At 40.2% G+C, this 13645-nt stretch carries 14 protein-coding genes and 1 pseudogene; 14 read left to right on the top strand and 1 reads right to left on the bottom strand.

Annotation, left to right across the window (positions count from 1 at the left end):
- Positions 1-14: 14 nt before the first annotated feature.
- Together serB and CBI42_RS03885 are read left to right on the top strand one after the other, a co-directional pair.
- Positions 15-659, top strand: a complete 645-nt coding sequence (gene serB, locus CBI42_RS03880; protein ID WP_094753301.1) for a phosphoserine phosphatase SerB — start codon at positions 15-17, stop codon at positions 657-659.
- A gap of 8 nt (positions 660-667) precedes the next feature.
- Positions 668-1783 carry a glycerate kinase gene (locus tag CBI42_RS03885; protein WP_094753302.1) on the top strand — a complete coding sequence of 372 codons (1116 nt, stop codon included), beginning with the start codon at positions 668-670 and terminating at the stop codon, positions 1781-1783.
- On the opposite strand, the gene CBI42_RS03890 is transcribed toward CBI42_RS03885, so the two are convergent.
- Positions 1780-2226, bottom strand: coding sequence for a DUF1694 domain-containing protein (locus tag CBI42_RS03890; protein ID WP_000131087.1), 447 nt, complete (start codon positions 2224-2226; stop codon positions 1780-1782). The genes CBI42_RS03885 and CBI42_RS03890 overlap by 4 nt on opposite strands.
- A gap of 163 nt (positions 2227-2389) precedes the next feature.
- Here CBI42_RS03890 and eno point away from each other — a divergent pair, with 163 nt between their 5' ends.
- The 12 genes and pseudogenes from eno to CBI42_RS03950 all read left to right on the top strand — a co-directional run bounded on the left by eno (position 2390) and on the right by CBI42_RS03950 (position 13275).
- A complete protein-coding gene (gene eno / locus CBI42_RS03895) occupies positions 2390-3694 on the top strand; it encodes a surface-displayed alpha-enolase (protein WP_000022813.1) in 1305 nt (434 codons plus the stop codon).
- A gap of 176 nt (positions 3695-3870) precedes the next feature.
- Positions 3871-4365, top strand: coding sequence for a YkgJ family cysteine cluster protein (locus CBI42_RS03900; RefSeq protein WP_061589742.1), 495 nt, complete (start codon positions 3871-3873; stop codon positions 4363-4365).
- Positions 4366-4422: 57 nt separating this feature from the next.
- A pseudogene (locus CBI42_RS03905) lies at positions 4423-4964 on the top strand (ClbS/DfsB family four-helix bundle protein).
- Positions 4965-5346: 382 nt separating this feature from the next.
- The gene (locus CBI42_RS03910; protein WP_094753303.1) at positions 5347-6348 is read left to right on the top strand and encodes a hypothetical protein; all 1002 of its coding nucleotides are present in this window, start codon (positions 5347-5349) and stop codon (positions 6346-6348) included.
- Complete coding sequence (locus CBI42_RS03915; protein ID WP_023942550.1) at positions 6345-6542, top strand: hypothetical protein; 198 nt, start codon at positions 6345-6347, stop codon at positions 6540-6542. The genes CBI42_RS03910 and CBI42_RS03915 overlap by 4 nt, the downstream gene beginning before the upstream one ends.
- Positions 6543-6579: 37 nt before the next feature.
- The gene (locus tag CBI42_RS03920; protein ID WP_094753304.1) at positions 6580-7272 is read left to right on the top strand and encodes a YjjG family noncanonical pyrimidine nucleotidase; all 693 of its coding nucleotides are present in this window, start codon (positions 6580-6582) and stop codon (positions 7270-7272) included.
- A gap of 61 nt (positions 7273-7333) precedes the next feature.
- The gene (locus CBI42_RS03925; protein ID WP_094753305.1) at positions 7334-7987 is read left to right on the top strand and encodes a uracil-DNA glycosylase; all 654 of its coding nucleotides are present in this window, start codon (positions 7334-7336) and stop codon (positions 7985-7987) included.
- A gap of 9 nt (positions 7988-7996) precedes the next feature.
- On the top strand, positions 7997-8461 hold the full coding sequence (locus tag CBI42_RS03930; protein WP_001135768.1) for an NUDIX hydrolase: 465 nt from the start codon (positions 7997-7999) through the stop codon (positions 8459-8461).
- 12 nt (positions 8462-8473) lie between these two features.
- On the top strand, positions 8474-9742 hold the full coding sequence (locus CBI42_RS03935; protein WP_049510716.1) for a dihydroorotase: 1269 nt from the start codon (positions 8474-8476) through the stop codon (positions 9740-9742).
- Between the two features lie 41 nt (positions 9743-9783).
- Positions 9784-11145: a sodium-coupled multidrug efflux MATE transporter PdrM gene (pdrM, locus tag CBI42_RS03940; protein ID WP_094753306.1), complete on the top strand. Its 1362-nt coding sequence runs from the start codon at positions 9784-9786 to the stop codon at positions 11143-11145.
- Positions 11146-11298: 153 nt separating this feature from the next.
- Positions 11299-12267 carry a thiamine pyrophosphate-dependent dehydrogenase E1 component subunit alpha gene (locus tag CBI42_RS03945; RefSeq protein ID WP_094753307.1) on the top strand — a complete coding sequence of 323 codons (969 nt, stop codon included), beginning with the start codon at positions 11299-11301 and terminating at the stop codon, positions 12265-12267.
- Between the two features lie 15 nt (positions 12268-12282).
- Entirely contained in the window at positions 12283-13275 is a 993-nt protein-coding gene (locus CBI42_RS03950; RefSeq protein ID WP_094753308.1) for an alpha-ketoacid dehydrogenase subunit beta, read from the top strand.
- The last annotated feature ends 370 nt before the right edge of the window (positions 13276-13645 follow it).

The raw sequence follows: 13645 nt of genomic DNA on the forward strand, positions 1-13645 counted from the left end.
AGAGAGGAGAACTGATGCTTCAAGTAAAAGGCTTGTGTGTTATGGATGTGGATGGAACCTTAATCCTAGAAGAAGTAATTGATTTGTTTGGAAGAGAGGTAGGTCGTGAGGAGGAAATTTCGCTGATTACAAGTCGGGCAATGCGAGGAGAGTTAGACTTTGAAAGAAGTTTACGAGACAGAGTGTCCTTCTTGGAAGGTCTTCCTATTTCGGCCTTTGATAAAGTCTTCAACTCTATTCATCTAACGCCAAATGCCCAGGAATTCATTTCCATTCTCCAAAAGAACGCCATCCTAGTTGGTCTGGTGTCTGGTGGCTTTACACCAATAGTTGAAAAATTAGCAAAATCTCTAGGGATTGCCTATTTCTCTGCAAACCAACTTGAAGTCAAAGGTGGCTTTCTAACAGGGGAATTAGTTGGACAAATTATCAGTCCCGAGGTCAAAAAAGAGACTCTGGAAAAATGGAGAGAGAAACTAAAACTTTCTAAAGAAAGAACGATTGCAATCGGTGACGGGGCCAATGATCTATTTATGTTGAAGTCAGCAGGATTGGGAATCGCCTTTTGTGGCAAAGAAGTACTCAAAAAAGAAATACCGAATCATGTTGACAAGAGGGATTTTTTAGAAGTTCTTCCTTTGATTGACTGTTTAGAGTGAGGGAAAATATGAAGATTGTAATTGCACCAGATTCATTTAAGGAAAGCTTGTCCGCTCAACAAGTAGCTGAAGCAATAAAAAGAGGCTTCCAACAATCGATAGCAGATGTAGAATGTCTCCTCTGTCCTGTTGGTGATGGTGGCGAAGGTACAGTAGATGCTATTCGGCATTCTATTGACCTTGAAGAAAAATGGATCCAAGTGACAGGACCTTTTGGACAAAAAGAAGAAATACGCTATTTTCAAAAAGGGGAACTGGCTCTATTTGAAGTTGCCGACTTGGTTGGCCTTGGAAAAATTCCGATAGAGAAACGAAATCCACTTCAAATCCAAACTCGTGGTATTGGAGAGTTGATTCGCCACCTCATTGCTCAAGGGATTAAAGATATCTATATCGGAGTTGGTGGTACGGCCAGTAATGACGGAGGAATTGGGATCGCTGCTGGATTGGGTTATCAATTTTATGATAAGGATGGAAATGTCTTGCCTGCATGCGGTCAATCCTTACTAAAATTAGCTTCTGTTTCAACAGAAAATTGCTATGAAATTCCTGAAGATGTTCAAATTCGTATTTTAGCAGATGTCGTGAGTCCCTTATGTGGTCCTCAAGGTGCGACTTACACTTTTGGCAAACAAAAAGGCCTACAACCTACTATGTTTGCAGTCGTAGATCAAGCAATACAAGATTTTTATGAAAAAATCTCACCTGCAACATTGGAAATAAAAGGAGCAGGAGCTGGTGGAGGCATTGCTGCTGGTTTGTGTGCCTTTACTCAGGCAAATATCGTGTCGGGAATTGATACCTGCTTGAACCTGATCAACTTTGATAAGAAAGTTTCAGATGCTGACTTGGTTATTGTTGGAGAAGGAAGACTAGATTGTCAAAGCTTTGCTGGGAAAGCGCCTATAGGCGTAGCAAAAAGAACCCCTGTCGGAGTTCCTGTTATTGCTATTTGCGGTAATCTTGCTGAAGATTTACCTCCTTTACCATTTGAAAATATCCAAGCAGCCTTTTCTATTTTGGAGAAAAGTGAACCTTTAGAAGATAGTTTGAAAAATGCCAGTCTCTATCTGGAACGCACGGCAGCCAATATCGGGCACTTATTAAATATGCGCAAGATTTAGCCAAACCATTTCTTCCATAAGGATGCTTTGGATGGTTCTTCCTCTTTAACTTCCCAAAGTTTTGCAAAAGCAAGTCGAAGGTCCTTTTCTTCTACTTGTACTGGTGCATTGCTATGAATAATCAGGCCAAAAGGAGAAGAAGTATGCTCTTCAGATACAATGGTAGCTTGACTATCAGTTTCTTTAGCTTCTTTTAAGTAGAAAACTTGCTTGTCAAATTCGATATTTGGTGAAATCTTCACAAATAGTGGCTCTGCTTTTTCCTGAAGGTTTTCTAAAATAGATAAAAAGCCTTTTTCTAGCTGAGGGCTATTTGCTGTGTCAATATCTGCATATCCAAGAACTCTTTCCTCAAAAGTGCCAAGATAGCGTCTTTGCTCATCTGGATTTAATTTTGGGCCACCATGAGCTTTTTCAAGTAATTGTTTTGATAAATCTGTCATAAAAACAGTATATCATAAAAGTTAGAATAAAACAGACAAAAGAAAGCGATTACTTTATAAAGTTAAGGAAAATTTGCACAAAGATAACGTTTTTTCTTGAAAAAGGAGGGGTTTTAAGGTATTATAGAGGTGTAAAAAATTTAACTCATAAGGAGAGTAAAAAATGTCAATTATTACTGATGTTTACGCTCGCGAAGTCCTAGACTCACGCGGTAACCCAACACTTGAAGTAGAAGTTTACACTGAATCAGGTGCTTTCGGACGTGGTATGGTTCCATCAGGAGCTTCTACTGGTGAACACGAAGCAGTTGAACTTCGCGACGGTGACAAATCTCGTTACGGTGGTCTTGGTACACAAAAAGCTGTTGACAACGTAAACAACATCATTGCTGAAGCTATCATCGGCTACGATGTACGTGACCAACAAGCTATCGACCGTGCTATGATCGCACTTGACGGTACTCCTAACAAAGGTAAATTGGGTGCTAACGCAATCCTTGGTGTGTCTATCGCTGTAGCTCGCGCTGCTGCTGACTACCTTGAAATCCCACTTTATAGCTACCTTGGTGGATTCAACACTAAAGTTCTTCCAACTCCAATGATGAACATCATCAACGGTGGTTCTCACTCTGACGCTCCAATCGCTTTCCAAGAGTTCATGATCTTGCCAGTTGGTGCGCCAACATTCAAAGAAGCTCTTCGTTACGGTGCTGAAATCTTCCACGCTCTTAAGAAAATCCTTAAATCACGTGGTTTGGAAACTGCCGTAGGTGACGAAGGTGGATTCGCTCCTCGTTTCGAAGGAACTGAAGACGGTGTTGAAACTATCCTTGCTGCGATCGAAGCTGCTGGATATGTTCCAGGTAAAGACGTATTTATCGGATTTGACTGTGCTTCATCAGAATTCTACGATAAAGAACGTAAAGTATACGATTACACTAAATTTGAAGGTGAAGGCGCTGCTGTTCGTACATCTGCAGAACAAATCGACTACCTTGAAGAATTGGTTAACAAATACCCAATCATCACTATCGAAGATGGTATGGATGAAAACGACTGGGATGGATGGAAAGCTCTTACTGAACGTCTTGGTAAGAAAGTACAACTTGTTGGTGACGACTTCTTCGTAACAAACACTGACTATCTTGCACGTGGTATCCAAGAAGGTGCTGCTAACTCAATCCTTATCAAAGTTAACCAAATCGGTACTCTTACTGAAACTTTTGAAGCTATTGAAATGGCTAAAGAAGCTGGTTACACTGCCGTTGTATCACACCGTTCAGGTGAAACTGAAGATTCAACAATCGCTGACATCGCAGTTGCAACTAACGCAGGACAAATCAAGACTGGTTCACTTTCACGTACAGACCGTATCGCTAAATACAACCAATTGCTTCGCATCGAAGACCAACTTGGTGAAGTAGCTGAATACCGTGGATTGAAATCATTCTACAACTTGAAAAAATAAAATAGTTCAGTGAACTATTTTATCCCGAACCTTGAAATTCAAAAGTTCGGCCGTTGATTTAACAACGTTTTAAGCCCCTCGGATTTTATCCGAAGGGCTTTTTTTCTGTTCAGGGGGCAAAAAAGGGGCAGTGTTTATGGTATAATAGACAAAAATACGTGAATTAGAAAGAAATTATGTCTAAAGAAATTGATATTGAGTATTACCACCAGCTAGCCTTGCAAAAGCAAAAGGAGCACCGTAAAATTTTAGCAAATCTAAAGAAAAAACCACCAAAAAATCTAGATAAGATAGCTCAACAGATTCACCAAGAAGTTTTTACGGAGATTGATTGTACGGCCTGTGCCAACTGTTGCAAGACATTGGGGCCTGACTTTAAAGAAGCGGATATTACACGAATCGCCAAGTATTTTAAGATGAAATTACCAGCTTTTGAAGCAGAGTTTTTGCAAGTAGATGAAGATGGTGATAAGGTTTTTAAATCCATGCCTTGTCCCTTTCTGGGAGGAGATAATCTCTGTTCCATCTATGAAGTTCGTCCAAAGGCCTGTCGTGAATTTCCTCATACAGACAGGAAAAAGATCCATCAAATCAACCATTTGACGATTAAGAATACTTTGACCTGTCCAGCAGCCTATCTCTTTGTTGAGAAATTAAAGGATAAGTTATAGAGATTTAAAGGATAAAAAATCTCTAATAATAACTAGAGATATGAAGGGAGTACTCCTGTGCCTAGACCGAAAACAAAAGAGGAGCTAATGCTGGCCTCTAAGGAAAACTATGAAAAGCTCAATCGTTTGATCTCCCAACTAAGTGAAGATGAGCTACAGACTCCATTTGATTTTTCAAGAGAGCCAAAGAAAAAAGAAGCTCACTGGAAAAGGGATAAAAATCTACGGGATGTCTTGATCCATCTTTATGAATGGCATCAGTTGCTTTTGACTTGGGTTCATTCTAATCAAAAAGATCACGAAAGACCTTTTCTCCCTGAATCTTATAATTGGAAAACTTATGGAGAAATGAATGTCACTTTTTGGAAGAAGCACCAGAAAACCTCCTTAGAAGAAGCGACTAGACTCCTAGAACAATCACATAGGAAGGTTTTAGAGTTGATAGAATTTTTAGCAATGACGAACTCTTTGCCAAAGGTATCTATAAGTGGACGGGAGGGACAAATCTAGGTTCCTACTTTGTTAGTAGCACGTCAAGCCACTATGATTGGGCTAGCAAAAAACTCAAAGCTCATCAGAGAAATTGTAAGAATAGCTAGTTAAAGTGCTATTGAAATTCACCAAAGGTCCTTCTAAGCTTCGAATAGCTTCATTATCGTCATTTTTGGACAATTCTTGCTTTAGAATCCTTCAAAAATTAAAATTTAAAGTAATCAATGGTTTAGAATAGTGCGAAAACATTTAGTTTATAGGAATTCTAGGTCTAGAATTACATGGATATTTATGAGGTTAGGGTATTCGATAGTTAGGATTGTTCTATTCTGAAAGATTTGAGCTGTCAATTGGATAGGAGAGTGTTTTTTTATGTTAGATTCCAGTAAAAATGATTTGATAGATAATATTAAAGAAAAATCAAAATCATAATTTTGTTTAATATGGTATAATATTTCTAATAATTTAAACATAATGAGGTAGTAATTTATGGATGAAGTTTTATTTTTTGGCGAAGATGACTTTGATATTCTTGATATTGACGGTTATGAACTAAAACCCTCAACGTTTTTTAATAAGTTACCAGAAATAGCCCAACCTTTAGCCAAAAATGCAAATAAAATCTTATCTGAAGTAGAAAAAATGTTATATTCTGCTCCAGCCTTTATCCATGTTGTCCAATCTAGTATACCTGAAGAGGTTTTTCAGGCAATTCTTTCTCCAGAACAACGGGAACAAATTGCTCAAGGAGTGCTAAAATTAATGACAAAGAAAGATGGCTCTCTCTTGGCGGTATTAGTAGATACTAATACTAATAAAGTCATTGGAAATGTACCATTGAAATCTGTTAAATTGACACCAGAATTAAATAAAGCGTTAGCTGATTATTCGTCACAAATTCAAATGGCTCAGATTGCAGAGGAGATTCAAAATGTACAATATGCTATTGAAGACGTCAGAAAAGGACAGGAGTCAGATAGACTTGCCATAGCCTATAGTTGTCAACAGAAACTCTTGCAGGCTAGAGAGATATCAGATCCAAACATTAGAACAATGATGTTACTGCAAGTTATTTCAGATGCAGAAGATAGTCGAAACCTTCTAATGCTTAGTCAAAAATCTAATGTAAATTTTATTAAAGAACAACCAGATTCTACTTGGGGGAAGTTATTAAAAGGGGATAAACCAGATAAAATTGAAGCTCGTATGAATGAGATTAGAGATGGATTAGCAGCCGTAAATATCGTTTCACTATCAGCAGCAATAGCTTATAATGAGTTGGGCGAGAAAAAGGCTGCTCAAAAAAGTTTGGATTACTTTGGGAAATTTATTAACGAAACTTATCTCAGTTCTCAAGAATTAGTAGAGAGACTTGATCTACTTGATCCTTCGCCTACAAATTACTGGACAAAAGAATTGCCAAAAATTGAAACTTCTATAATGAAATTGCCAAATAAACCAGATGCTATTGAGACAGAGGTGCTAGAATGAAAGAAATAAAAAAATGCAAGACATGTACTAGGGATTTACCATTAAGTTATAAGCACAATAAGTGCGAATCGTGTAGAAACAAAAAAATAGATGAAGCAAAAAAGATACTTAAAGTTGTTGGACAAGTTGGAAGTGTGGTTACTCCAGTTGTAGTTGGTATGTTGATGAATAAAACTAAGAAAAAGAAGAAATAAACTAATCTATTAAGTACCTAGAAAGGAAAACCTCAAATTGTCCTACAAATTTCTACTCTTCGACCTCGACCACACTTTGCTGGATTTTGATGTTGCTGAGGATGTGGCTTTGACGCAACTCCTAAAAGAAGAAGGGGTTACAGATATTCAGGATTATAAAGACTATTATGTTCCCATGAACAAGGCTCTCTGGAAGGACTTGGAACAAAAGAAAATCAGTAAACTAGAGCTGATTAACACGCGCTTTTCTCGTTTATTTGCTCACTTTGGACAGGAAAAAGACGGTAGTTTTCTAGCCCAGCGTTACCAATTTTACCTCTCCCAACAGGGACAAACGATTTCGGGCGCTCATGAATTCTTGGATAGCCTTATCGAGAGAGATTACGAGCTATATGCTGCGACAAATGGCATTACTACTATCCAGACAGGGCGTTTGGCTCAATCTGGTCTAGCACCTTATTTTAATCAAGTCTTTATCTCTGAACAGTTGCAAACACAAAAACCAGATGCTATCTTTTATGAAAAAATCGGTCAGCAGATTGAAGGTTTTCGCAAAGAAAAGACGCTGATGATTGGAGATTCCCTGACAGCTGACATTCAAGGTGGCAATAATGCTGGGATTGGCACGATTTGGTACAATCCTCATCACCTCAAAAATCACACACAAGCCCAGCCGACTTACGAAATCCATTCTTACCAAGACTTGCTGGATTGCTTAGATAAACTGTAAAAAGTGGTTTAGATAGCCACTTTTTGCTATAATAGAGGCAGTAAAAACAAAGGAGTCGGCTATGGAACACTCGTCTTGGCATGCTTTGATTAAGGAGCAATTACCTGAGGGTTATTTTGGGAAAATCAATCAGTTTATGAATCAGGTCTATGCTCAGGGGACTATTTATCCACCCAAGGAAAAGGTTTTTCAGGCTCTCTTGACAACACCGCTTGAAGAAGTTAAGGTGGTGATTCTAGGGCAAGATCCCTATCACGGGCCAGGTCAAGCGCAGGGCTTGAGTTTTTCTGTACCGGAATCTATCCCAGCTCCACCATCCTTGCAAAATATCTTGAAAGAATTGTCAGATGATATCGGAGTCAAGAAATCCCATGATTTGACAGCTTGGGCTGAGCAAGGGGTCTTGCTTCTTAATGCTTGTTTGACTGTTCCTGCTGGACGGGCCAATGGTCATGCTGGTCAGATATGGGAGCCTTTTACGGATGCTGTAATTCAGGTGGTCAATCATCTAGATAGACCAGTCGTTTTTGTACTCTGGGGAGCTTATGCACGCAAGAAGAAGGCCTTGGTTACCAATCCTCATCACTTGATTATCGAATCAGCCCATCCCAGTCCTTTGTCGGTTTATAGAGGATTTTGGGGTTCCAAGCCTTTTTCCAAGGCCAATGCATTCTTAAAAGAGACAGGACAAGAGCCAATCGATTGGCTTAGATAAGGAGAAAATATGCCTCAGTTAGCGACAATTTGCTACATTGATAACGGGAAAGAACTGCTCATGCTCCATCGTAATAAGAAACCCAATGATGTCCATGAAGGGAAATGGATTGGTGTGGGTGGTAAGCTAGAGCGAGGTGAGACGCCTCAGGAATGTGCAGCTCGTGAAATCCTTGAAGAAACAGGGCTTAAAGCCAAGCCAGTTCTAAAAGGTGTTATCACTTTTCCTGAATTCACACCAGATCTAGACTGGTACACCTATGTTTTTAAGGTGACGGAGTTCGAGGGGGACTTGATTGACTGCAACGAGGGGACGCTAGAATGGGTTCCCTATGACGAGGTTTTGAGCAAGCCTACTTGGGAAGGGGATCATACCTTTGTTGAGTGGCTTTTAGAGGATAAACCCTTCTTTTCAGCCAAGTTTGTTTATGATGGGGATAAATTGTTGGATACCCAAGTTGATTTCTATGAATAAAGGAGAAAGCAGATGCTACTAATTAAAAATGGTCGTGTAATGGATCCCAAGTCTGGTTTGGATCAAGTGTGTGATGTTTTAGTCCACGATGGGAAAATTGTTAAAATTGCTGCCGAAATCAAGGAAGAAGGAGCAGAAATCTTAGATGCTACAGGTCTTGTAGTTGCTCCTGGCTTGGTCGATATTCATGTTCATTTCCGTGAACCTGGTCAGACCCACAAGGAGGATATCCATACTGGTGCCTTAGCAGCCGCTACAGGTGGTTTTACAACTGTTGTCATGATGGCTAATACTAGTCCAACCATTTCAGACGTGGAGACTTTGCAAGAAGTTCTCCAGTCAGCTGCCAAAGAGAAGATTAATATCAAAACAGTTGCGACCATTACCAAAAATTTTAATGGGCAAGATTTAACTGACTTTAAGGCACTTTTAGAAGCTGGAGCTGTTGGTTTTTCTGATGACGGTATTCCGCTTGAAAGCAGTAAAGTGGTAAAGGAAGCCATGGAGGAAGCCAAAAAGCTTAATACCTTTATTAGTCTTCATGAGGAAGATCCAGGTTTGAATGGGATTCTTGGGTTTAACGAAAATATTGCTAAAGAACATTTCCATATCTGTGGTGCGACTGGGGTAGCTGAGTATGCTATGATGGCGCGTGATGTCATGATTGCCTATGCAACCAAGTCCCATGTTCATATTCAACATTTGTCTAAGGAAGAAAGTGTTAAAGTAGTGGAGTTTGCTCAAGGATTGGGTGCGCAAGTAACAGCAGAAGTAGCGCCACAGCATTTTTCTAAGACCGAAGCACTTCTTTTGACACAAGGTAGCAATGCTAAGATGAATCCGCCGCTTCGTTTGGAATCAGACCGTCGTGCCGTGATTAAAGGTCTCAAGTCAGGTGTCATCACAGTTATCGCGACTGACCATGCGCCTCACCATGCAGATGAGAAAAACGTCGATGATATTACCAAAGCGCCATCTGGTATGACTGGTTTAGAAACATCACTGTCCCTTGGCTTGACCTTTTTGGTAGAAGCTGGTGAGTTAAGTTTGATGGAATTGCTCGAAAAGATGACATACAACCCAGCTAAACTTTATAACTTTGAAGCAGGTTACTTGGCTGAGAATGGTCCAGCGGACATCACTATTTTTGATGCTAAGGCTGACCGCCTTGTGGACTCCCATTTTGCTTCAAAAGCAGCTAATTCACCATTCATCGGTGAAACCTTAAAAGGGCAGGTTAAATATACCATATGTAAGGGACAAATCGTCTATCAAAACTAGGTGGGAGTCTGCTCTGTAAACAAAAAGAATAGAGAGCCTATATGTACCAAACCCATCATTTTAAAGACAAGTTTATCTTATTTTTAAAGATATTTTTCCCTATCCTGATTTATCAATTTGCCAATTATTCTGCATCCTTTGTTGATACGACTATGACTGGTCAATACAATACCATGGACTTGGCTGGTGTGTCTATGGCAACCAGTATCTGGAATCCTTTCTTTACCTTTCTAACAGGGATTGTATCGGCCTTGGTGCCCATCATTGGTCACCATCTTGGTCGAGGCAAAAAGGAAGAAGTTGCGTCTGATTTTTACCAGTTCATCTATCTGGCCTTGGGTCTATCTGTGCTCTTACTGGGACTGGTACTTTTCCTGGCACCACCAATCTTGAATCATATTGGACTAGAAGCGCCGGTGGCGGCAGTAGCAGTTCGCTATCTTTGGTTTTTATCTATCGGAATTATCCCCCTGTTGCTTTTTAGTGTCATTCGTTCCTTGCTGGATTCGCTAGGGTTGACCAAACTGTCTATGTATCTCATGCTTTTGTTACTTCCTCTCAATAGCGGATTTAACTATCTCTTGATTTACGGAGCCTTTGGAGTTCCAGAGCTGGGAGGAGCTGGTGCAGGTTTAGGAACATCCTTGGCTTACTGGGTCTTGCTGGGGATTTCTGTTCTGGTTTTATTTAAACAGGAGAAGCTCAAAGCCTTACACCTTGAGAAACGAATTCCACTTAATATGGATAAAATTAAGGAAGGAGTTCGCTTAGGTCTTCCTATTGGGGGAACTGTCTTTGCGGAAGTGGCTATCTTTTCCGTGGTTGGCTTGATTATGGCTAAGTTTTCGTCCTTGATTATCGCTAGTCACCAGTCAGCTATGAACTTTTCAAGTCTTATGTACGCCTTTCCTATGAGTATCTCATCGGCTATGGCTATTGTCGTTTCCTATGAAGTGGGAGCCAAGCGATTTGATGATGCTAAAACCTATATTGGTCTAGGAAGATGGACTGCCCTCATTTTTGCGGGCTTCACCTTATCCTTCCTTTACATTTTTCGAGGAAATGTGGCCAGTCTTTATGGTAACGACCTAGAATTTATCGATTTGACAGCGCGCTTTTTGACTTATAGTCTTTTCTTCCAGTTAGCAGATACCTTTGCGGCACCGCTTCAGGGAATTTTACGGGGCTATAAGGATACCGTTATTCCTTTTTACCTTGGTTTGGTTGGTTACTGGGGCGTAGCAATACCAGTGGCTATGGTATTTGATTTCCTAACAGACTTTGGAGCTTATTCTTATTGGATTGGCTTGATTGTTAGTCTAATTGTAAGTGGGGCCCTCTACCGTTGGCGTCTAACTGTGATTATGAAGAGATTTGAATCTGTAGTAAAATCCAAACGATAAAAAGTTTGTGAAAAAATATTCTTGACAAGAAAATCCCTTGTTTTCATGGGGTTTTCTTTTTTATTTTGTGAAATTTCTTTTTAAAAAACTTTGACAGTATTTGTCAAAAACGGTAAAATAGTAAGGTAAGAAGAAAGTTAGAAAGGCAAGAAGATGTCAACTTTAGATAAAAATCTTTTGCTAGAGATGTTCCGTAAGATGGAAGAAATCCGTCGTATGGACTTAAAAATTGCGCAATTAGTTAAGAAAGGGAAAGTGCCAGGAATGACGCACTTTTCTGTTGGAGAAGAGGCAGCTAACGTGGGAGCTATGTTAGCTCTCAACCCAGACGATTTGATCACATCAAACCACCGTGGTCACGGGCAAGCTATTGCCAAAGGAATTGACCTCAACGGAATGATGGCTGAAATCCTTGGCAAATACACTGGAACCTGTAAAGGTAAAGGTGGTTCTATGCATATTGCTGACCTTGATGCTGGTAACCTTGGTGCCAATGGTATCGTAGGTGGTGGTATGGGAATCGCTGTTGGTGCAGCCCTCAGTCAGCAAATGCAACATACTGGAAAAATTGTAGTCTGCTTCTTTGGAGATGGTGCGACCAACGAAGGTGTTTTCCACGAAGCAGTAAATATGGCCTCTATCTGGAAACTCCCAGTCATTTTCTACTGCATTAACAACGGTTATGGAATCTCAGCGGATATCAAGAAAATGACCAATGTAGAGCATATCCATCAACGTAGCGCTGCATATGGAATTCCTGGAATGTTCATCGAAGACGGTAACAATGTCATCGACGTCTATGAAGGATTTAAGAAAGCTGTAGACCATGTTCGTGGTGGCAATGGACCAGTCTTGATTGAAAGTGTCACTTATCGTTGGCTTGGTCACTCATCATCTGACCCTGGTAAATATCGTACGCGTGAAGAAGTGGAATTGTGGAAACAAAAAGACCCAATAGAAAACCTTCGTAACTACCTCGTTGAGAACAACATTGCAAGTGCCGAAGAATTGGAAGAAATCCAAGCGCAAGTTAAGGAAGCAGTAGAAGCTTCTGTTAAATTTGCTGAAGAAAGTCCATTCCCACCGCTTGAATCAGCATTTGAAGATATTTACGCAGACTAAGGAGAAAGAGATAAAATGGAAACAAAAACAATGTCCTTCCGTGACACCATTATCCTTGCTATGTCTGAGGAAATGCGTCGCGATGAAAATGTATTCTTGATGGGAGAAGATGTCGGTGTCTTTGGAGGAGACTTCGGCACTTCTGTTGGAATGCTTGAAGAATTTGGTCCAGAACGTGTCCGTGACTGTCCGATTTCTGAGGCTGCCATTTCAGGAGCAGCAGCAGGAGCAGCCATGACAGGACTTCGTCCAATCGTTGATATGACCTTCATGGACTTCTCGGTTATTGCCATGGACAATATCGTCAACCAAGCTGCTAAAACACGTTACATGTTTGGTGGTAAAGGTCAGGTTCCAATGACTATCCGTTGTGCAGCTGGTAACGGAGTTGGTTCTGCCGCCCAGCACTCGCAATCACTAGAGTCTTGGTTTACTCACATTCCAGGACTTAAGGTTGTAGCACCAGGTACGCCTGCAGACATGAAAGGCTTACTCAAGTCTTCTATCCGTGATAATAACCCTGTTATCATTCTTGAGTACAAGTCAGAATTTAACCAAAAAGGGGGAGTGCCAGTTGATCCAGACTACACGATTCCACTTGGAGTCGGTGAAATCAAACGCGAAGGAACAGATGTAACAGTTGTTGCTTATGGAAAAATGCTTCGCCGTGTGGTTAAAGCTGCTGAAGAATTAGCAGAAGAAGGCATTTCAGTTGAAATTGTGGACCCACGTACCCTTGTTCCGCTTGATAAGGATATTATCATTAACTCAGTTAAGAAGACTGGTAAGGTTGTTCTGGTCAACGATGCCCACAAAACAAGCGGCTATATCGGAGAGATTTCAGCTATTATTTCAGAATCGGAAGCATTTGACTATCTAGATGCACCAATTCGTCGTTGTGCAGGAGAAGATGTGCCGATGCCTTATGCACAAAACCTAGAAAATGCAATGATTCCAACAGTTGAAAGCATCAAAGATGCCATCCGTAAAACATATAACAAAGAGTAGTATTACATAAGATAAGTTATGTAAAGTCAATGTTATCTTTCACAAGAAAAGTTGGTTCGATAATAACCGACGAAAGATTTAGTAAGTCTACTAGGTTGGTTGCTCGATAGTGACAACTGTAACATCTTGAGATATATTTCGTATCAAGTTATTTCTAAAGTTGCGACATGAGAGAGTCGAATCGATAATATTCGACGAATGAATTAGTAAGGCTACTAGGTTGACCGCGTAATGGCGGCAAACGTAGCAACTTGAGATACGTGTTGTATCCAAGTTGCTTGTAGAGTTGAACACGGGCTAAAAGCTCGGAAAAAAGATAAATCTCCTTGGCTTCATCGAAGCCCGTGTAGATTTCCTATTTTTCAGTCGC

The organism is Streptococcus sp. KR (assembly GCF_002238115.1).
GTDB lineage: Bacteria > Bacillota > Bacilli > Lactobacillales > Streptococcaceae > Streptococcus.